The 19,598-nt window shown below is 72.3% G+C and carries 16 protein-coding genes; 9 read left to right on the top strand and 7 right to left on the bottom strand.

The features are described from left to right. Window positions 1-95: 95 nt before the first annotated feature. The 5 genes from EV562_RS22335 to EV562_RS22315 form a co-directional block, all read right to left on the bottom strand. A complete protein-coding gene (locus tag EV562_RS22335; RefSeq protein ID WP_133888618.1) occupies window positions 96-1,064 on the bottom strand; it encodes an alpha/beta hydrolase in 969 nt (322 codons plus the stop codon). Then, entirely contained in the window at window positions 1,061-1,549 is a 489-nt protein-coding gene (locus EV562_RS22330) for a phage holin family protein (RefSeq protein WP_133888847.1), read from the bottom strand. The genes EV562_RS22335 and EV562_RS22330 overlap by 4 nt, the downstream gene beginning before the upstream one ends. 135 nt (window positions 1,550-1,684) lie before the next feature. Further along, window positions 1,685-3,109, bottom strand: coding sequence for a Na+/H+ antiporter NhaA (gene nhaA, locus EV562_RS22325; protein WP_133888617.1), 1,425 nt, complete (start codon window positions 3,107-3,109; stop codon window positions 1,685-1,687). A gap of 177 nt (window positions 3,110-3,286) precedes the next feature. After that, the gene (acs, locus tag EV562_RS22320; protein WP_133888616.1) at window positions 3,287-5,242 is read right to left on the bottom strand and encodes an acetate--CoA ligase; all 1,956 of its coding nucleotides are present in this window, start codon (window positions 5,240-5,242) and stop codon (window positions 3,287-3,289) included. Between the two features lie 268 nt (window positions 5,243-5,510). Further along, a complete protein-coding gene (locus EV562_RS22315; protein ID WP_133888615.1) occupies window positions 5,511-8,069 on the bottom strand; it encodes a SulP family inorganic anion transporter in 2,559 nt (852 codons plus the stop codon). A gap of 253 nt (window positions 8,070-8,322) precedes the next feature. On the opposite strand from EV562_RS22315, the gene EV562_RS22310 reads away from it, so the two are divergent. Continuing rightward, complete coding sequence (locus EV562_RS22310) at window positions 8,323-9,615, top strand: hypothetical protein (RefSeq protein ID WP_133888614.1); 1,293 nt, start codon at window positions 8,323-8,325, stop codon at window positions 9,613-9,615. A 55-nt stretch (window positions 9,616-9,670) separates the two neighbouring features. Here the strand turns inward: EV562_RS22310 and EV562_RS22305 are convergent, their stop codons facing one another. Further along, the gene (locus EV562_RS22305; RefSeq protein WP_166661947.1) at window positions 9,671-10,651 is read right to left on the bottom strand and encodes an ATP-binding protein; all 981 of its coding nucleotides are present in this window, start codon (window positions 10,649-10,651) and stop codon (window positions 9,671-9,673) included. Window positions 10,652-10,762: 111 nt separating this feature from the next. On the opposite strand from EV562_RS22305, the gene EV562_RS22300 reads away from it, so the two are divergent. Beyond that, window positions 10,763-11,587, top strand: coding sequence for a Fic family protein (locus tag EV562_RS22300; protein WP_133888612.1), 825 nt, complete (start codon window positions 10,763-10,765; stop codon window positions 11,585-11,587). Window positions 11,588-12,009: 422 nt separating this feature from the next. Here EV562_RS22300 and EV562_RS22295 read toward each other — a convergent pair whose 3' ends face one another. Continuing rightward, entirely contained in the window at window positions 12,010-12,867 is an 858-nt protein-coding gene (locus EV562_RS22295) for an HAD family hydrolase (protein WP_208298398.1), read from the bottom strand. Window positions 12,868-13,474: 607 nt separating this feature from the next. On the opposite strand from EV562_RS22295, the gene ssd reads away from it, so the two are divergent. The 7 genes from ssd (at window position 13,475) to EV562_RS22260 (ending at window position 19,500) form a co-directional block, all read left to right on the top strand. Then, window positions 13,475-14,677, top strand: a complete 1,203-nt coding sequence (gene ssd, locus EV562_RS22290) for a septum site-determining protein Ssd (protein WP_133888611.1) — start codon at window positions 13,475-13,477, stop codon at window positions 14,675-14,677. Between the two features lie 437 nt (window positions 14,678-15,114). Further along, entirely contained in the window at window positions 15,115-16,305 is a 1,191-nt protein-coding gene (locus tag EV562_RS22285; RefSeq protein WP_133888610.1) for a TadA family conjugal transfer-associated ATPase, read from the top strand. 32 nt (window positions 16,306-16,337) lie between these two features. Further along, the gene (locus tag EV562_RS22280) at window positions 16,338-17,288 is read left to right on the top strand and encodes a type II secretion system F family protein (RefSeq protein WP_166661960.1); all 951 of its coding nucleotides are present in this window, start codon (window positions 16,338-16,340) and stop codon (window positions 17,286-17,288) included. After that, the gene (locus tag EV562_RS22275; protein ID WP_133888608.1) at window positions 17,285-18,079 is read left to right on the top strand and encodes a type II secretion system F family protein; all 795 of its coding nucleotides are present in this window, start codon (window positions 17,285-17,287) and stop codon (window positions 18,077-18,079) included. The genes EV562_RS22280 and EV562_RS22275 overlap by 4 nt, the downstream gene beginning before the upstream one ends. A 245-nt stretch (window positions 18,080-18,324) precedes the next feature. Then, window positions 18,325-18,564, top strand: coding sequence for a DUF4244 domain-containing protein (locus EV562_RS22270; protein WP_133888607.1), 240 nt, complete (start codon window positions 18,325-18,327; stop codon window positions 18,562-18,564). An 88-nt stretch (window positions 18,565-18,652) separates the two neighbouring features. Further along, window positions 18,653-19,009, top strand: a complete 357-nt coding sequence (locus EV562_RS22265; RefSeq protein WP_243860114.1) for a TadE family type IV pilus minor pilin — start codon at window positions 18,653-18,655, stop codon at window positions 19,007-19,009. Window positions 19,010-19,044: 35 nt separating this feature from the next. Next, a complete protein-coding gene (locus tag EV562_RS22260; protein ID WP_133888845.1) occupies window positions 19,045-19,500 on the top strand; it encodes an Rv3654c family TadE-like protein in 456 nt (151 codons plus the stop codon). Window positions 19,501-19,598 lie beyond the last annotated feature (98 nt).

Genomic DNA, 19,598 nt, shown 5'->3' with positions numbered 1-19,598 from the left:
TGGCCTATGCGCCGGGCAAGTGGCCGTTCATAGGACAGGCGTTCCGGTTCGGATACCGGGCGCGTCCGTTCGGTGACCGTTCGGCAGCGGTTCCGTCATCGATCGGGTTCGGGATCCTTCAGCCAGTTGATCAGTTCGGTGGAGAAGGCGACCGGATCCTCTTCGTGCGGGAAGTGCCCGAGCCCGTCGAACAGCCGCCAGCGGTAGGGCGCTTCGACGTACTGGCCCGATCCGGCGGCGCTCCGCGTGCGCATCACCGGGTCCAGCGAGCCGTGCAGATGCAGTGTCGGCACCCGTACCGGCCGCTTCATCCGGCGGTAGAACTGGATGCCGTCCGGTCGGGCCAGCGACCGCACCAGCCAGCGGTACGGCTCGACCGAGCAGTGCGCCGTGGACGGGATGCACATGGCACGGCGGTACGCCGCCACCGCCTCGTCGTCCAGCAGCCGCGGCCCGGACCAGTCGTGCAGCAGCCGGCCGACCAGGGCGCCGTCGTCCGCGGTCAGTTGACGCTCCGGCACCCAGGGGCGCTGGAAACCCCAGATGTAGGAGCCCGCCCGGCTCTGGCGCACGTCCCCGAGCATGGCCGAGCGCCAGCGCCGGGGGTGCGGCATCGAGGACACCGCGAGCCGCCGCACCAGCTTGGGCCGCATCGCGGCGGCCGTCCACGCCAGGTAGCCGCCGAGGTCGTGACCGACCAGCGCGGCGTCCGGCTCGCCGAGTGAGCGGACCACGCCGGTGATGTCGAGGGCGAGACCCGCCGGGTCGTAACCGCGCGGGGTGCGGTCGCTGCCGCCGACGCCGCGCAGGTCCATGGCGACCGCGCGGAAACCGGCGTCGGCGAGTGCCACCAGCTGGTGCCGCCAGGTCCACCAGAACTGCGGGAAACCGTGCAGCAGCAGCACCAGCGGCCCGTCGCCCAGCTCGGCGATGTGGAACCGGGCACCGTTGGCCGCGACGTCCCGGTGGGTCACCTCGCGTCCGCCCGGGATACCGAGCCGTACGACCGACGTGGGGTGCTGCGCCGAGGAGGATTGCCCCGAAGGGGTGGTGGAGCCCGTCATGAGGTCGAGCGTGCCACAGCCTCGATCGCTTCGGGGGACCGGTCCGCGGGGAGTTCCGGACGCGGGTGCGGCTTGGCGTTCTGCAGCACGCCCGCCGACTGCTTCATCGAGGCGGCGACCTTCTGCGGACCTCGGCCCTTCTTGGCCTTCTTGGCGAAGACGACGCCGATCAGCGCGAGGAGGCCCGCGATCAGGACGTTGGCCGCGAAGGACAGCAGAAAGCAGACCGCGAGGTTCCAATGGCTCCAGGTCCGGATGCCGTAGGCCAGCGCGAAGCTCAGCATCGGCAGCGAGAACACCAGGAGCAGACCCGCGGCGGAGAACGCGCCACCGCTGGTCGCCCCGCGCTTCACGTCCTGCCTCAGCTGCGCCTTCGCCAGTGCGATCTCGTCGTGCACGAGCGCCGACATTTCGGTGGTCGCCGAGGCGAACAGCTGGCCGATGCTGCGTTCGGTGCCGACCGGGCTGCCGTCGGGTGCGCTCATCGCGGTCTCCCTCTTCTGCTGGCTCATCTGCGTACGGTTCCATGGGCGTCGGGGCGTCCCCGGGCAGCCCTGCTCCGGCCTGCCCGTGTCAGCTCCGACTACTGACGGTCCCGTCTTTTGTACCGTCTCGTCAGATCATGCCGGACCCTCGCCCTCATCGCCTGCCCCGCCCGCGACTTCGGCAAGCCGCGCCGACTCCATCTCCTGGGCGATCCGGCGGTGCTCGGCGGCCTTCTTCTCGTAGACGGCGGCCACGCGCAGGTGGTACGCGGGGTCGTCCTCCTCGTAGACGTCCGGTACGCCGCTGAGGTCGTCGTCGCGCTCCTCCTCGGCGACCATCCCCCGGTACTTCGCGTTCCGTATCTTCAGCAGCACCGTCGCCAGGGCCGCCGCGATGAGCGAGCCGGTGAGGACGGCCGCCTTGACCTGGTCGGTCAGCTCCTGGTCGCCCGAGAAGGCCAGCTCGTCGATGAGCAGCGAGACGGTGAAGCCGATGCCGGCCAGGGTCGCCACCGCGAACACGTCGGCCCATTCCAGGTCGTCACTGAGCGACGCCCTGGTGAAGCGCGAGGTCAGCCAGGTGCCGCCGAAGATGCCCAGCGTCTTGCCGACGACGAGGCCGAGCACTACACCGAGGGTCTCCGGCTGGGTGAACACGTCGGCCAGTGCCCCGCCGGAGACGGCCACACCCGCGCTGAACAGGGCGAACAGCGGAACGGCCAGCCCCGCCGACAGCGGGCGGACCAGGTGCTCGATGTGCTCGCCGGGGGAGTGCTGCTCGCCCTCATGCCGGTGGCAGCGCAGCATCAGGCCCATCGCGACGCCGGCGATGGTGGCGTGGATGCCGCTGTTGTACATCAGGCCCCAGATCACCAGGCCGAGCGGGACGTACACGTACCAGCCGCGCACCCCCTTGCGCAGCAGCAGCCAGAAGACGACCAGGCCGACGACCGCGCCGGCCAGCGCGGCGAAGTTCAGGGTGTCGGTGAAGAAGACCGCGATGATCAGGATCGCGAACAGGTCGTCGACGACGGCGAGCGTCAGCAGGAAGGCGCGCAGGGCGCTCGGCAGCGAGGTGCCGATGACGGCGAGCACGGCGAGCGCGAAGGCGATGTCGGTGGCGGTCGGCACGGCCCAGCCCGCCAGCGAGCCGCCGCCGGCGGTGTTGGTGACGGTGTAGACGACCGCCGGTACGACCATGCCGCACAGCGCCGCCACCACCGGGAGCGCGGCGGCCTTGGGGTCCTTGAGGTCACCGGCGACCAGTTCGCGTTTGAGCTCGATGCCGGCGACGAAGAAGAAGACGGCGAGGAGTCCGTCGGCGGCCCAGTGCGCCACCGAGAGGTTCAGGCCGAGGGCCTCGGGCCCGAAGTGGAAGTGGCTGACGCTCTCGTAGCTGTCGCGCAGCGCCGGTACGTTTGCCCAGACCAGGGCGGCGATCGCGGCGACGAGCAGCAGGACGCCACCGACGGTCTCGGTGCGCAGCGCGTCCGTGAGGTAGGTGCGCTCCGGCAGGGACAGCCGTCCGAAGGCCTTGCGGGGAGTGCGGGGCGCGGTCACGAGGAGAACCTCCGGTCGGTGGGCAGCACAAAACACGTGCCGACCAGACTTCCCGGCGCACCATGAGGATCTTGATGAGTCACTTACGTCCTCCCCAGCTTACCCGGGCCCCGGTGCTCCCACAGGGCGAGGGCACCCGGCACGTGCGCGGTGCCGGGTGCCCTCGGTGTGCGTGGCTCAGTCCTCGCTGGAGGCAGCCGGGAGTTTCGACTGGATGAGGTCCATGACCGTCGAGTCCGTCAGGGTCGTGACGTCTCCGAGCTGGCGGTTCTCCGCGACGTCGCGCAGCAGGCGGCGCATGATCTTGCCGGAGCGGGTCTTCGGCAGCTCCGCCACCGGCAGGATCCGCTTGGGCTTGGCGATCGGGCCGAGCGTGGCACCGACGTGGTTGCGCAGCTCGGTGACCAGGTCCTCGCTCTCCGCCGCCGCGCCGCGCAGGATCACGAAGGCCACGATGGCCTGGCCGGTGGTCTCGTCCGCCGCGCCGACCACGGCCGCCTCGGCGACCGACGGGTGCGAGACGAGGGCCGACTCGACCTCGGTGGTGGAGATGTTGTGGCCGGAGACGAGCATCACGTCGTCGACGCGGCCGAGGAGCCAGATGTCGCCGTCGTCGTCCTTCTTGGCGCCGTCGCCCGCGAAGTACTTGCCCTCGAAACGCGACCAGTACGTGTCGATGAACCGCTGGTCGTCGCCCCAGATGGTGCGCAGCATCGACGGCCACGGCTCGGTGAGGACCAAGTACCCGCCGCCGCCGTTCGGCACCTCGTTGGCCTCGTCGTCGACGACGGTCGCGGAGATGCCGGGGAGCGCGCGCTGGGCGGAGCCCGGCTTGGCCTCGGTGACGCCCGGCAACGGCGTGATCATCATTGCGCCGGTCTCGGTCTGCCACCAGGTGTCCACGACCGGGGTCGCGTCCGCGCCGATGTTCTTGCGGTACCACACCCACGCCTCGGGGTTGATCGGCTCGCCGACCGAACCGAGGACCCGCAGGGACGACAGGTCGAACTTCGCGGGGATGTCGTCGCCCCACTTCATGAACGTCCGGATCGCGGTGGGCGCGGTGTAGAGGATGGAGACCTTGTACTTCTGGACGATCTCCCAGAACCGGCCCTGGTGCGGGGTGTCCGGCGTGCCCTCGTACATGACCTGCGTCGCGCCGTTGGCGAGCGGGCCGTAGACGATGTACGAGTGTCCGGTGACCCAGCCGACGTCGGCGGTGCACCAGAAGACGTCGGTCTCCGGCTTGAGGTCGAAGACGGCCCAGTGCGTGTACGCCGCCTGCGTCAGGTAGCCGCCGGAGGTGTGCAGGATGCCCTTGGGCTTACCCGTCGTACCGGACGTGTACAGGATGAACAGCGGGTGCTCCGCGTCGAACGCCTCGGGCGTGTGCTCGGCGGACTGGCCGTCGACGGTCTCGTGCCACCACTTGTCGCGGGAGGCGTCCCAGTCGACGTCCTGGCCGGTGCGGCGGACGACGAGCACGTGCTCGACGATCCCGGCGCGCTCGACGGCCTCGTCGACGGCGGGCTTGAGCGCGGACGGCTTGCCGCGCCGGTATCCGCCGTCGGCGGTGATGACGACGCGGGCGTCGGCGTCCTGGATGCGGGTGGCCAGCGCGTCCGAGGAGAAGCCGCCGAAGACCACCGAGTGCGCGGCGCCGACGCGGGCGCAGGCCAGCATCGCGATCGCGGTCTCGGGAATCATCGGCATGTAGATCGCGACCCGGTCGCCCTTCTGCACACCCAGCTCCAGCAGGGCGTTGGCGGCCTTGGAGACCTCGTCCTTGAGCTGCGCGTAGGTGAGGGCGCGGCTGTCGCCGGACTCGCCCTCGAAGTGGATGGCGACGCGGTCGCCGTTGCCTGCCTCCACGTGCCGGTCCACGCAGTTGTAGGCGACGTTCAGCGTGCCGTCCGCGAACCACTTGGCGAACGGCGGGTTCGACCAGTCGAGCGTCTCGGTCGGTTCCTTCGCCCAGGTCAGCCTGCGGGCCTGCTCGGCCCAGAAGCCGAGCCTGTCAGCCTTGGCCTGTTCGTACGCCTCTGCCGTGACGTTGGCGTTCGCGGCCAGGTCGGCGGGGGGCGCGAACCTGCGTTCTTCCTTGAGCAGGTTGGCCAAGGATTCGTTGCTCACGACATCTCCCTTTCTCAGGGTTGTCCGTTGTGTCCCAGGCCACAGCTCATCAGACCCGGGGGGCCGATGACAAGGGTCGACGGGCAAATGGTTTAGACCTGTCCGGCGGTCCTCCGTGCCGCATGCCCTTCCTGTGACCTCGCGTGTCCTTCGCGGTCAGTGGTCATCCGTACCCACGGACGCCGACGGCGCGGGGTTCAGTGCGTGTAACGCCGCTCACACCGGCCCGCGCCTCGGCTCTTCCGGGACCGCCCGGACGCTCGGGGGGTCAGGCGGTCAGGTCCGTCTCCAGCACGAGCTGGAACACGCCGCCTTCCTCGTCCTCGGACAGCAGGTACGACTGGGCCTCGCCGACGTGGAAGTACATGCCGTGCAGCTCCAGGTCTCCGGCGCCCAGGGCCCGGGCCACCGACTCGTGGGCGCGCAGGTGCTCCAGCTGCTGGACGACGTTGGCCAGGCACAGCCGCTCGGCGGCGTCGGCGGGCTCGCGTCCGGCCAGCCGGGGCGGCCGAGGACGGCCGGTCCCGCCCCCGGCGGCGTCCTCGCTCGCGTCTTCGCTCGCGGACACGTGCTCCAGACTCGGGAGGCCGTGCCGCAGCCACCGCTGGAGGGGTGTGCGCGCACCCCCGGGATCGGCGCCGAGCAGCGCCTGCATGGCTCCGCACCCGGAGTGCCCGCACACGGTGACGGACCGCACCTTCAGCACGTCCACGGCGTACTCGATCGCGGCGGCCACCGAGTCGTCACCGCTCTCCTCGCCGGGCAGCGGCACGAGGTTGCCGACGTTGCGCACCACGAAGAGGTCGCCGGGACCACTCGAGGTGATCATCGACGTGACGACCCGGGAGTCGGCGCACGTCAGGAACAGCTGGGAGGGCTGCTGCCCTTCCCGCGCCAGCCGGGCCAGCTCGTGGCGCATCAGCGGGGCGGTGTTGCGGTGGAACGCGCTGATGCCACGGGCGAGTTCGCCTTTGGCGGGTCTCGTGGAGCGGGTGGGACCGACGGACGCGGTGGGTCCGGTGGACGTGGTGGGGACGGTTGAGCCGTCGGGCGTGCCGGGTGCGTCCGGTCCGGTGGCAGGGCCGGGGGCCTGACCGGCGGCTCCTGGCGTCGCTCCGGTCGCCGCGCCGGGGGTGCCGGCCGGGGGCCCGCCGCGGGGTCTGTCGGTGGCGGCCTGCCGGTCCGTGCCGGGCGACGGTGCCGACGGCGGTCGTTCGCACTGGTGGTTGCGCCACGGGGTCCAGGGGCGGCAGCGGCAGCCGTCGGCCTCGGCCGGTTCGGAGATGCGGGTGCCGGGCCGACGGCCGGTGATGTCGACGGCGCCTCCCTGCGCGGTGTGCGTCTTCTGCCAGTCCTGCAGCGCCTCGTAGGCCGCGTGGTCCATGAACGACCCGTCCAGCTCCACCACCGCGTCCGCTCCGTGCGGCACCTGGTGCAGGACGCGGCTGAGCCGCGGCACGGCGAGAAACGTCAACTGGCCGCGCACGTGGACGTGATGGACTCCCTGCGCGTCGTCGTGGGTGATCCGGGTGCGGGTGAGCCGGTGCAGGGCCACCCCGACGGCGACGGCGATGCCCAGCGCGACGCCCTCCAGGACGCCGAGGAACACCACGCCGCTGGTGGTGACCGCGTAGACCAGCACCTCACGGTGGCGGGTCACCGTGCGGATGTGGTTGAGCGAGACCATCTTGAGGCCGACGGCCATGACCAGGGAGGCGAGCGAGGCGAGCGGGATGAGCTCCAGGGCCGGGACCATCAGCAGTGTGGCGACCACTACGAGAACGCCGTGCAGCATCGTGGAGTTCCGGCTGACGGCACCCGCCGCCACGTTCGCCGAACTGCGCACGGCCACACCGGCGATGGGCAGCCCTCCGAGCGACCCGGAGACGATGTTGGCGGCGCCTTGCCCGAGCAGTTCGCGGTCGAGGTCGGAGCGCTTGACGTGACCGGTCGACACGGGCCGGGCGGCCACCAGTTTGTCCACGGCGACCGCGCCGAGCAGGGACTGCACACTGCACACCAGCGTGGTGGTGAGGACGGCGGCGACGAGGCCGAGCACGGGACCGTCGGGCAGCGTGGCCAGGGCGTGGCTGCTCCAGGACGGCAGGTCGACCTTGGGCAGGCTCAGCCCGGCGAGGGCGGCGACCGCGGTGGCCCCGGCGACGGCGATCAGCGCGGCGGGGAGCTTGCCCAGTAGCTGTCCGGCGCGGCCGGGGATGCGGGGCCAGAGCAGCAGCAGGGACAGGGTCAGCACGCTCACGGCCAGGTCGGCGGGGTGCAGGTCGGCCAGCTGGGCGGGCAGCGCGACCAGGTTGTCGGGGACGGAGCTCTGCGGGGTGCCGCCGAGGACGATGTGCAGCTGCGCGACGGCGATGGTGACGCCGATGCCGGCCAGCATGCCGTGCACGATCGCGGGGCTCACGGCGAGCGCCGAGCGCGCCACGCGCAGGCAGCCGAGGCCCAGTTGGGCGAGCCCGGCGAGCACGGTGATGGCGCAGGTCGTACGCCATCCGTAGCGCTGGATGAGGTCGGCGGTGACCACGGTGAGTCCGGCTGCCGGGCCGCTGACCTGGAGCGGGCAGCCGCCGATCCGCCCGGCGACGATCCCGCCCACCGCGGCGGCGACGAGGCCCGCCTGGAGAGGGGCGCCGGTGGCGAGGGCGATGCCCAGGGAGAGGGGGAGAGCGATGAGGAAGACCGCGACCGCGGCCGAGACGTCGGCGCCCGCGACGCGGAAGCGCCGGGAGCCGCCGGGCGGAGGGCTGTGGGGTGGGTGAACGTGTTCGGTCCGGGCCGAGTCGGCGCGGGCGGGGACGCAGGCTGACATGTGTCCGACTCCTGAGCTCGTTCGATTACAGCGAGTAAATAGAGAGTAATTCAGAGTAAAGAAGAGGCATAGTTTTTTACCGCGAATGGAGTAGTGCCCCGCGTATTCGGGTGAATCAGTTATTTCATCGGCTTGTCGTACTAATTCCTTCTCATTTCCGTGTCACCTTGACGGCGCTGACGGCACGGCCCGGCTCAGCACCCGACATCGCCTCGTCGGCGTTGGCCCGAGAGAAGGAAGAAGGTGGGCGGACATGGCCGCCACCCGCAGGATGGCTTCCCACAGGATGGCCGCGCGCGCCGTGGTCGCCGCGGTCTGCGCCGCGTCGCTCGCCGGTTGCGCGATCGACAGCGGCAACGGCTCCGAAGGGACGCAAGGTTCGGAGAAGGAGAAGGGGAAAGCGGCACCGGCGCCCAAGAACGCCGTGCGGCTCATCGGCGACGGTTCCACCGCGTACACCGGGGCCCAGCCGCACCTGCCCCGGCCCGAACGCCTCAAGCCCGGCCAGAAGCCTCCGCAGTTCGTGGTGTTCTCGTGGGACGGCGCGGGCGAGGACAGCCAGAAACTGTTCTCCCACTTCCGCGAAGTGGCCAAGGAGAACAACGCCACGATGACGTATTTCCTGAGCGGCGTGTACATGCTGCCGACGGAGAAGCGGGACCTGTACAGCCCTCCGCAGCACTCCCCGGGCCGCTCGGACATCGGCTTCAACGACGAGCAGGGCATCACCGACACCGTCAAGCAACTGCGGCTGGCCTGGCAGGAGGGCAACGAGATCGGCACCCACTTCAACGGCCACTTCTGCGCCGCCGGCGGCGGTGTCGGCGAGTGGTCCGTCGAGGAGTGGAAGGAGGAGATCACGCAGGCCAAGCAGTTCGTGAAGACCTGGAAGACCAACACCGGGACGAAGAACGCGGCGCCGCTCCCCTTCGACTACGACAAGGAGCTGATCGGCGCCCGCACCCCGTGCCTGGAGGGTCAGAAGAACTTCACGAAGGCCGCGAGCCAGATGGGCTTCCGCTACGACAGCAGCGGCGTGAACAACCAGGTCTGGCCGTCGAAGAAGGAGGGCCTGTGGGACCTGTCGATGCAGCTCGTGCCGTTCCCCGGCCACTCCTACGAGCAACTGACCATGGACTACAACTACATGGTCAACCAGTCGGGCACCGCCACCCAGGGGGACCCCGCCAAGCGCGAGGGCTGGGGTGACCAGATGCGGGACAGCCTCCTCAGGGGCTTCGAGCGGGCCTACGACGGCAACCGGGCGCCTCTCGTCATCGGCAACCACTTCGAGTCCTGGAACGGCGGCACCTACATGCGCGCCGTCGAGGAGGTCGTGGAGACGGTGTGCACCAAGGAGGAAGTGCGCTGCGTCTCCTTCCGGCAACTCGCGGACTGGCTCGACGCCCAGGACCCGAAGGTCCTGAAGAAGCTGCGCACCCTCGGCGTCGGGGAAGCCCCCGAGAAGGGCTGGGCGTCCTTCCTGTCGGCGGCGCCCGCACCGGCGCCGAAGGGTGTGCCCGGGGCCCCGGCCGCCAAGCAGTAGCGCCGCCCGCCCGGGGCGACGAGTGCGGTCGCGCGAGGAGGTCTCACGTGGAAGGTCACGCGGGTGCGGTGACCTCCTCGCCGAGCACGAAGTCGGGGTCGACCTGCGCCGCCAGGTCCTCCCCGGTGCGCTCGTTGCCCCAACTGCGGGCGTTCCTCAGGTGGAAGTGGACCATCTGCTCGGTATAGCGCGCCCAGTCCCGCCGCTCGTAGGCCGCGTCGACGGCCTTGTGCAGCGCGCGCAGCGCCCGGCCGTTGGCCTCCTCCAGGAGCTCGAACCGGGGTGGGCGGCCCTTCTCCATGGCGCGCACCCAGTCCGAGTGCCCGACGGTGACCAGCAGGTCCTCCCCGACCTCGTCCCGCAGGAAGTCGAGGTCGTCCTGGCCCTGGACCTTGTTGCCGACGACCCTCAGGGTGACGCCGAAGTCGCGGGCGTACTCCTTGTACTGGCGGTAGACGGAGACCCCCTTCCGGGTCGGCTCGGCGACGAGGAACGTGATGTCGAAGCGGGTGAACATGCCGGAGGCGAACGAGTCCGAGCCGGCGGTCATGTCCACCACTACGTACTCGTCACGGCCGTCGACGAGGTGGTTCAGGCACAGCTCCACCGCTCCGGTCTTGGAGTGGTAGCAGGCGACTCCCAGGTCGGCGTCCGTGAAAGGACCGGTGACCATCAAACGGACGGCCCCGCCGTCGAGTTCCACCGGCCGGGCGCAGGCGTCGTAGACCGGGTTGTCCTCACGCACCCGCAGCAGGCGCGAGCCCTCGCCGGGCGGTGTCGTCTTGATCATCGTGTCGGCGGAGGGGAGGCGCGGGTTCGAGCCGCGCAGGTACTCCTTGATCAGCGGAAGGTGCTCGCCCATCGCGGGCAGCGCGGCCGCCTCCGCCTCGTCGAGGCCCAGTGCGGCCCCCAGGTGCTGATTGATGTCGGCGTCGATCGCGACGACGGGTGCGCCGGTGGCGGCGAGATGGCGGACGAACAGGGAGGACAGGGTGGTCTTGCCGCTGCCGCCCTTCCCGACGAAAGCAATTTTCATGTTCACCAACGGTAGTGGCTCGATAGCTGTACGTGGCACCGGAGGCTGGTGAGGGGTGAAGAAGACCACTCGTTCGTGGGGCGCGGCGCGGGTTTGCGTAGGGTCTTACCCATGAGTACGACAGGCGCGAACGCCGATCCGCTCGCGGCCCTGGGCGCCCTGCCCGGCGTGTCCGAGTCCGTGGAGTCCGTACGCAAGGCCGTGGACCGTGTCTACGGCCACCGGATCATGCGACGCCGCAGCAACGAGATCACCTCCGAGGCGGCGCTGCGCGGCGCCCGGGGTTCGGCGGCACTGTCCGGGGCGGACTGGGCCCTGGAAGAGGTGCGCCGGCGCAGCGACTTCAGCGGCGACGACGAGGCGCGCGCGGTGGGCGCCGCGCTGCGGCTCACCGCCGAGGCGGGACAGCTGCTGTCCATCTGGCGCCAGTCGCCGCTGCGGGTGCTGGCCCGGCTGCACCTGGTGGCGGCCGCGACCCAGGCCGACGAGGTGGGACGGCCGCGTCGGCAGGGCGAACCGGTCGACGAACCGCTGGTGGAGCTGCCCCTGCCCGACGCGGGGGAGGCGCACGGCCGTCTGGACGGCCTGGCCGAGCTGATCGCCGCCGGTGGTTCGGCTCCGGCGCTGGTGACGGCAGCCGTGGTGCACGGGGAGATCCTGGCGCTGCGCCCCTTCGCCTCCCACAACGGACTGGTCGCGCGCGCGGCCGAGCGCATCGTCCTGGTCGGCAGCGGTCTGGACCCCAAGTCGGTCTGCCCGGCCGAGGTCGGCCACGCCGAGCTGGGCCGGGCGGCCTACCTGGCGGCGCTGGACGGGTACGTGTCCGGGACGCCGGAGGGCATGGCCGCCTGGATCGGCCACTGCGGCAAGGCGGTGGCACTGGGCGCCCGCGAGTCGACGGCGGTGTGCGAGGCACTCCAGCGCGGGGCGGCGTAGCGGCGTAGCGCGCACGGCGCGCTGTCCGGCAGGCCGGGTGCGGAGCCGGGTACAGAAATGCGGCGGTACGAATCCTCGTACCGCCGCTGGCACGACCACCGGGTTACCAAGCGTCCTCGGATGTGCCCATCAGGTCGGGAACTTCGCCCGTCACCTGGTGCGGCTGGCCCGTAATCGACGGGTCGACGTCGCGTGGGTGCCCGGTGTCCGTGCTCGGTCCGTGGGGCCAACTGCGTGTTTAAGGTGATCCTTTCGGATGTCCTTGGTCTCGCGGGCCGTTGATTCCTTTGTACTCCTGGGCCGGAGCAAGCGGAAGTGTTCGTCGCACTTCTTTACTTTTGCGCTCACACGCGGGTGAAACGGCTGATCGGGCGGCCCGGCAGGGCAGGGAGCCGATCCGGTGGGCGGCGGGGGCGCCGAGGTCAGGCCGACGGGGAGCGGCGCCGGCTCGCGTACCAGACGAGGCCGGCCGTGGCCGCCGCGGCGCCCAGCGCCGCAGCGGCGACGAGCGCGGGCCGCGGTGGCACGGAGAACCGCCCGAACCGCTGCTTCAGTCGCACCGGACGGTGGAAGTCGAGAATCGGCCACTCGCGCGCGAGGGCCTCCTTGCGCAGTGCCCGGTCGGGGTTGACGGCGTGCGGGTGACCCACGGCCTCCAGCATGGGGACGTCGGTCGCCGAGTCGCTGTAGGCGTAGCAGCGGGACAGGTCGTATCCCTCGGACCCGGCCAGCTCCCGGATCGCCTCCGCCTTCGTCGGGCCGTACGCGTAGTACTCCACCTCTCCGGTGAAGCAGCCGTCGTCACCCGCGACCATGCGCGTCGCCACCACCCGGTCGGCGCCGAGCAGCTCACCGATCGGCTCGACGACCTCGGCACCCGAGGTGGACACGATCACGACGTCGCGGCCGGCGGTGTGGTGCTCCTCGATCAGGGAGGCCGCCTCGTCGTAGATGATCGGGTCGATCAGGTCGTGCAGCGTCTCGGCGACCAGTTCCTTGACCAACTGGACGTTCCACCCGCGGCACAGCGCCGAGAGGTACGCGCGCATGCGCTCCATCTGGTCGTGGTCGGCGCCGCCGGCGAGGAAGACGAACTGGGCGTATGCGGTACGCAACACGGCCCTGCGGTTGATCAGGCCGCCTTGGTAGAACGACTTGCTGAACGTGAGTGTGCTCGACTTCGCAATGACCGTCTTGTCCAGGTCGAAGAAGGCCGCCGCGCGAGGCATGGAGTGCGGCGCGGAGTGGGGCGAGGAGTGGTTTTCCACGACCCTGAGCATAGGCGCAGCCCATTCGGCGTAAGGTGGGGCGTGTGGGTTTGCCTGAGAAGGCTCTCGGGTACACCATGGAAGTCACGGATCGTTCGCGACCGTGCTAACCCGGCCCGACTCCTCCCCCCCCGAGTCGGCCGTGGAGACGACCCCCGCTCTCCCCCCCGGCGGGGGTCGTCGCATGTCCGGGTGGGTTTTTCACTCTTTCCTCGATCTGGGCCCCGAGCCGTTGCGGCTCGGGGCCCAGATGTCGTCATGCCGTCGACGACTACTGAGCGTAGTTGACGGACTGCTCTGCGGAAGTCGTACGAGGGGCGGAGCGAGGTCGGACGGGGCTCACCGGTTCGAGTGAGTCGATATTCACAATCGTCGAGTTGTCCACAGTTTTCGACCAAGATCCACACGATTTTCCAGATCGCTGCACCGTGATTCCCACGCGTTCGGACCGCGCCGAGTTCTACGGCCGGATCTCTTTGCCGGACGCGTGATGTCGGCCGCTCGTGCGGGACCGGTTTCCGGTGCTTCACACGGCCGCGAATCGCGGGGCCGCGGGGGCTGCGCGAGAGATCACGAGACACCGACGCGACCGCGGGTGCCGCGCGCAGAGGGAGCAGCCATGACCGGAATCATCACGCACGACCCGCCGCCCGCCGCCGGAGGCCGGCAGAGCGGACCCCTGATCGTCACGGAGGACCCGGATCTCCTCGACGACCTGCTGCGCCTGTGTGCGGCCGCGGGCGCCACACCGGAGGTCCACCATTCGGTGCCCGGATCGCGCTCCTCGACGCCCTGGGCGCTCACGGCGACGGCAGCGCCCGCCACATCCCCGGAGTCCTCGGCGTCCTCGGCTTCGGCGTGGCCGGCCGGCTGGGAGGCCGCGCCACTGGTCCTCGTCGGGGACGACGCGGCGCGACGCGTCCGCGGAGCCGTGCGCAGGCGCGGGGTCGTCCTCGTGGGCCGCGACCAGGACGACTCGGGGATCTGGCAGCGGGCGGTCGAGATCGGTGCCGACCACGTCCTGATGCTGCCGGACGGCGAGCAGTGGCTGGTAGACCGCATCGCCGACGTCGCCGAGGGCGTGGGCCGTCCGGCCCTCACCGTCGGTGTCATCGGAGGCCGGGGCGGCGCCGGGGCGTCCACGCTGGCCTGCGCACTCGCCGTCACCGCCGCGCGTGAGGGGCTACGCAGTCTGCTGGTGGACGCCGATCCGATGGGCGGCGGGCTCGACGTCCTCCTCGGCGGTGAGACCGCCGACGGGCTGAGGTGGCCGGCGTTCGCGGCCTCCCGCGGGCGGGTCGGCGGCGGCGCCCTGGAGGAATCGCTGCCCGAGCTGCACGCGTTGCGGGTGCTCAGCTGGGACCGCGGGGACTGCGTCTCCGTACCGCCGCAGGCCGTACGCGCGGTGCTGGCCGCGGCCCGGCGAAGGGGCGGCACGGTCGTCGTCGACCTGCCACGCCGGATCGACGACGGCGTCGCCGAGGTCCTCGCGCAGCTCGACGTCGGGATCCTCGTCGTCCCCGCCGAGCTGCGGGCCGTGGCGGCGGCCGGCCGGGTGGCCGCCGCGGTCGGCATGGTCCTGCGCGACCTCCGGGTCGCGGTGCGCGGCCCCTACGCCTCCGGACTGGACGACCGTGAGGTGGCCCGCCTGCTCGGCCTCCCCCTCGTCGGTGAGGTGCCCGTCGAGTCCGGCCTCCTGCGCGCCACGGAGAGCAGACGCCCCCCTGGCACCCCGGCCCGGGGCCCGCTGGCGCGCTTCTGCCGGGAGTTCTGGGAGCGGGCGCTGGCGGAGACGGACGGCCGGGTCGGGAGCGGTTCATGAGGGACGGGGCCGGGTCGGTGATGAGCGGAGGAAGGCGGGGCGAGATGGACGTGACGACGGCGGGACTGTCGGACGGGACGTGGAGCGAGATGGACGTGATGACCGCGGGGCGGTCGGGCCGGACGCGGGGTGAGACGGACGTGATGACCGCAGGGCGGTCGGGCGGGACGCCGGGGACGACCATGGCGCCTGTCCCGGTGACGGAGAGGGGGGCGGGCTCGCGCAGGATGGAGGCGTCCGAGGTGCCGGGACTGGCCTCTCGACAGAACGATCGGCCCCCTGCGGGAGGGACCGGGCGCCACGCTTCCGGACCGTTGACGGGACCGGCCGTTGCCGGAGGCCCGGCAACGGCGGTCGGACGGCCGCACGGGCAGGAGCGGGTTCTCGTAGGGGCGCCGGGGGCGGCACCGCGGGGCGGGCCGGGCGCGACACCCGGGATGCCGGCCGCGCCCGGGATGCTCGACGGTGTGCGGCGCAGGCTGGCCGAGAGCGGGGCGGAGCCGACGCCCGCGCGGGTGGCGCAAGCCCTTCGGGAGCAGGGCCGGGTGCTGGGGGACGCCGAGATCCTCGGAGCCGCCGAACAGCTCAGGTCGGAGCTGGTCGGCAGTGGGCCGCTCGAGCCCTTGCTCGCCGACCCGTCGGTGACGGACGTACTGGTGTCCGCCCCGGACCGGGTGTGGGTGGACCGGGGCGGCGGTCTCGAACTGGCACCGGTCGCCTTCCCGGACGCGGGCTCCGTACGACGGCTCGCGCAGCGCCTCGCCACCGTCGCCGGACGACGGCTCGACGACGCCCGGCCCTGGGTCGACGCGAGGTTGCCCGACGGCACCCGGCTGCACGCCGTGCTGCCACCGGTCGCCGTCGGCTGCACCTGCCTGTCGCTGCGGGTGGTTCGGCCGCGTGCCTTCACGCTCGACGAGTTGGCGGCGGCGGGCACCGTGCCACCCGGCGGGGACCGCGTGCTGTGCGCCCTGATGCGGGCCCGGCTGTCCTTCCTCGTCAGCGGCGGGACGGGCAGCGGCAAGACGACGCTGCTCAGCGCACTGCTGGGGCTCGTCGGGCCGGACGAGCGCCTTGTGCTGGCGGAGGACTCGGCGGAGCTGCGGCCCGACCACCCGCACGTCGTCCGTCTGGAGACCCGACCGGCGAACCAGGAGGCCGCGGGCCTGGTCACCCTGGAGGACCTGGTGCGCCAGGCGTTGCGCATGCGGCCGGACCGGCTGGTGGTGGGGGAGGTGCGCGGTCCCGAGGTGGTCCATCTCCTGGCCGCGTTGAACACGGGACACGAGGGCGGGTGCGGAACCGTGCACGCCAACGCCGCCGCTGATGTCCCGGCCCGGCTGGAGGCACTCGGCACGGCCGCGGGCCTGGACCGCGCGGCCCTGCACAGTCAACTCGCGGCGGCTCTCTCGGTGGTTCTCCACCTGGTCCGTGACCGCGCCGGGCGACGCCGGATCGCCGAGGTGCACGTACTGGAACGGGATCCCTCGGGGCTGGTGCGGACGGTACCGGCGCTGCGATGGGGAGCGGATGCCTTCGTCGCCGAGCGCGGCTGGCAGCGGCTGCGGGAGTTGCTGCGCGGTGCCGGGCCGGAAGAGCGGGCCGTCGCACGGGAGGCGCGGCGGTGACGGGCATGACGGGCATGAGCGTGGGCGCGGGCATGCCGGGGCCGGGCGAGGTGTCGACGGGCATGGCCCTGGTGTGCCTGGGAGCGGCCGCCTGGCTGGCCGGTGGGTGGCACTCCGGCTTACGGCGGGCGCGGCTGGTGCTTGCCGGAGGCCGGACCGGCCCGACGGGTGGGACGGGCCGGACAGGCGCGGCCGAGGGATCGGACGGAACGGGCCTGACCGGTGGCTCGGGACCGCCCCCGGCGCGGCGGGTGACGGACGGCCTGCGGAGTGTCCGGGCCAGGCTGAGGCCCGAGTGGTGGTCACTGGCCGCCGGGCTGGTGCTGGCGCTCCTGGGTGACTCGGTGCTGCCGATCGTCGCGGGGGCGGCCGGAGTACCGATGCTGCGGCGGATGCGGCTGGCCGGTCGGCAGCGACGAGCCACGGAGCACCGGCAGGACGCGGTGATCGCACTGTGCGGAACGCTCGCCGGTGAGGTGCGGGCGGGGCGTCAGCCCGGCGAGGCGCTGCTGTGCGCCGCGCGCGAGGGGTCCTCGACCGACTCCGGCGGACTCGGTGACGCCCAGGCGACGGTGCTGGCGGCCGCCCGGTTCGGCGGAGACGTCCCCGCGGCGCTCACGGCGGCGGCCGGGCAACCGGGTGCCGAGGGACTGCGGGGCCTGGCGGCGTGCTGGCGGGTCGCGGTCGATCAGGGCGCGGGGCTCGCGGCCGGACTCGACCGGCTGGAGGGCGCGCTGCGCGCCGAGCGGGACCAGCGCTCCGACCTGCGCGCCCAACTGGCGGGCGCTCGGGCCACGGCCGTGATGCTCACCGGGCTGCCGGTCCTCGGCCTCCTGCTCGGCGTCGCCATCGGGTCCGACCCCTTGCACGTGCTGCTGCACACCGGGGCCGGGCTGGGCTGCCTGCTGGCGGGCGGGGTGCTGGAGAGCGTGGGCGTGTGGTGGGTGACGCGGATCGTGCGCGGAGCGGAGGCGGCGTCGTGAACGGCGACCTCGTCCACAGGCTGGGGGCGGTGGTGGGGGCGGCGCTGGCCGTCGGCTGGCCGGCGCACGCGCTGGGAGCCGTGCGGCGGAAGCGGACGCTGCGCAGGCAGCTCACCGGCCTGCTGGGCCCGGAACCCGCCCGCCCGGCCCCGCGCCGTGCCGAGGTGCTGAGCAAGGTCCGCCCGTGGTTGCCGCTGGTCGGCACGGTGGGCGCCGGTTGGGCCCTGATCGGTGGTGTGGCCGGGGTTCTGGTGGGGCTGGTGGGGGCCGTCGTGCTGCGGCGCTGGAGTGCCCGACGCTCGGCCGCCGGGACGTCGGCGACGGAGGCCGCCGCCGTGGCGGCAGCCCGTCAACTCCCTCTGGCGGCCGATCTGCTGGCTGCCTGTATCACCGCGGGCGCGGGCCCGGTCACCGCCGCGAGGGCGGTCGGCGAAGCCCTGGGCGGACCGGTCGGAGACGCCCTGGGGCGCGGCGCCGCGGAGGTGCGCCTCGGTGGTGAACCGGACGGTGCCTGGCGTGGGTTGGCCGCCGTCCCGGGGGCTGTTCCTCTCGCGCGGTTGCTGGAGCGGTCCGAGGTTTCGGGTCTGCCCGCGGCGGGTCCCGCCGCCCGGCTGGCCGCCCAGGCCCGCGCCGACTGGGCCCGCACCACGACCACCCGGGCCCGGCGCGCGGCCGTCATGGTCACCGCGCCGGTGGGGCTGTGCTTCCTGCCCGCCTTCATCGCGGTGGGCGTGCTGCCGGTCGTCATCGGACTGGCCGGCGGGGTGCTGGACCGCGGGGGAGGTGGCTGACGGACCGACACGTCGGGTGACGGAGCCGGCGGGCGGAGGTCCGACGGACGGACGACGACCGAGCACGAGGGACCAGTGACGAACGAGGGAGCAGAACGAACAGCGACGGACGAGGGAGCAGAACGAACAGCGACGGACGAGGGAGCAGAACGAACAGCGACGGACGAGGGAGCAGAACGAGCAATGACGAACGGGCGAGCAATGAACGAGCGAGCCAACTACGTATCGGACACATGGGGGTTGCGATGAGCCGGATGGTGCGGGCGCGGGTGCGTGCCCTGGTCTGCGGAGTCGGTACGACGCTGCGGCGGCGAGCGGTGAAGCAGGCCCTACGGCGGGACGCGGGCATGGTCACGTCCGAGTACGCGATGGGGATCGTCGCGGCGGTGGCCTTCGCGGTGGTCCTCTACAAGGTCGTGACGAGCGGCGCGGTCAGCGCGGAGCTGCAGGGGGTCGTGAAGGGGGCCCTCGATGCGCGGATGTGAACAGGCACCGAGGACGAGGACGGGGGCGACGACAAGGGCGAGGGCGCGAGTCCGCGGCGGGGAGGGGCGGAGGCCGGACGGTGGCTTCGTGACGGCGGAGACGGCCGTGGTGCTTCCCGTGCTGGTGGTGTTCGCGATGGCGTTGGTGTGGGGGCTGCTCGTGGTGGCCGCCCAGATCCAGTGCGTGGACGCGGCTCGGACGGGCGCCCGCGCGGCGGCGCGGGAGGACCCCGCCGACGCGGTCGTGCAGGTCGCCCGTGAGGCGGCCCCGAGCGGGGCGCGGGTCACCGTCGGCCGGGAGGGCGGCCAGGTCCGTGTGGTCGTGACGGCCGACCCGCCGGCTCTGCACGGACTGCCCTTCGAGGTACGGGAGGAAGCCGTGGCCTCGGTGGAGCAGTCAGCGGCGCAGCCGGCGGGAGCGGGACCGGTGGGAGCCGAGCCGTGAGGCGCAGGGGGAGTGGAGCCGTGAGGCGCAAGGGTGTGCGGACCGCTCCCGACCAGGGTTCGGCGACCGTCTGGAGCGTGGGCGCCATCGCCGTTCTGTGTCTGGTGTTCGGCATCGTGCTGGCCCTGGGACAGGCGGTCGTGGCTCGTCACCGCGCGGCCGGTGGCGCCGACTTGGCGGCGCTCGCGGCGGCGGACCACTGGGCGGAGGGCGGTACGGCCGCGTGCGACAGGGCGGACCGTGTCGCGCGGGCCCAGCGGACGCGGTTGGTGCGGTGCGCGCTCACCGGGCAGGTCTCGGACGTGACGGCGGCGTCGGGCAGGGGACCTTTCACGGCGGAGATCCGGGCGAGAGCGGGCCCGGGCTCGCCCGCGCCCACCGTGCCGGGCTGGCCCCAAGCCTCCGCGCCAGGATTGCCCGAGGCCTCCGCGATGGAGCCGCTCATGGCACCCGCGCCGGTCCCGCTTACGGCACCTGCCCCGCCCCGCTGACGGCACCCACGTCACCCCCCTCGCGTCGCCCACTCCACACCCCCGACGGGCCGTGCGGGGCTCACCCCGCCCCCACAGGGCGTGCTGCCCGCCCCGCC

Origin of the sequence: Streptomyces sp. BK208 (genome assembly GCF_004364245.1) — a bacterium.
Classification (GTDB): Bacteria; Actinomycetota; Actinomycetes; order Streptomycetales; family Streptomycetaceae; genus Streptomyces.
The sequence above is the reverse complement of the archived record's forward strand: the minus strand, read 5'-3'. Positions and strand labels throughout refer to the sequence as shown.

Bases quoted from the DNA above. Each gene is read 5' to 3' on its own strand.
- EV562_RS22335 (WP_133888618.1), bottom strand. From the start codon at position 1,064: ATGACGGGCTCCACCACCCCTTCGGGGCAATCCTCCTCGGCGCAGCAC.
- EV562_RS22330 (WP_133888847.1), bottom strand. From the start codon at position 1,549: ATGAGCGCACCCGACGGCAGCCCGGTCGGCACCGAACGCAGCATCGGC.
- EV562_RS22315 (WP_133888615.1), bottom strand. From the start codon at position 8,069: ATGTCAGCCTGCGTCCCCGCCCGCGCCGACTCGGCCCGGACCGAACAC.
- EV562_RS22310 (WP_133888614.1), top strand. From the start codon at position 8,323: ATGGCCGCCACCCGCAGGATGGCTTCCCACAGGATGGCCGCGCGCGCC.
- EV562_RS22305 (WP_166661947.1), bottom strand. From the start codon at position 10,651: ATGAAAATTGCTTTCGTCGGGAAGGGCGGCAGCGGCAAGACCACCCTG.
- EV562_RS22300 (WP_133888612.1), top strand. From the start codon at position 10,763: ATGAGTACGACAGGCGCGAACGCCGATCCGCTCGCGGCCCTGGGCGCC.
- EV562_RS22295 (WP_208298398.1), bottom strand. From the start codon at position 12,867: ATGCTCAGGGTCGTGGAAAACCACTCCTCGCCCCACTCCGCGCCGCAC.
- ssd (WP_133888611.1), top strand. From the start codon at position 13,475: ATGACCGGAATCATCACGCACGACCCGCCGCCCGCCGCCGGAGGCCGG.
- EV562_RS22285 (WP_133888610.1), top strand. From the start codon at position 15,115: ATGCCGGCCGCGCCCGGGATGCTCGACGGTGTGCGGCGCAGGCTGGCC.
- EV562_RS22280 (WP_166661960.1), top strand. From the start codon at position 16,338: ATGCCGGGGCCGGGCGAGGTGTCGACGGGCATGGCCCTGGTGTGCCTG.
- EV562_RS22270 (WP_133888607.1), top strand. From the start codon at position 18,325: ATGAGCCGGATGGTGCGGGCGCGGGTGCGTGCCCTGGTCTGCGGAGTC.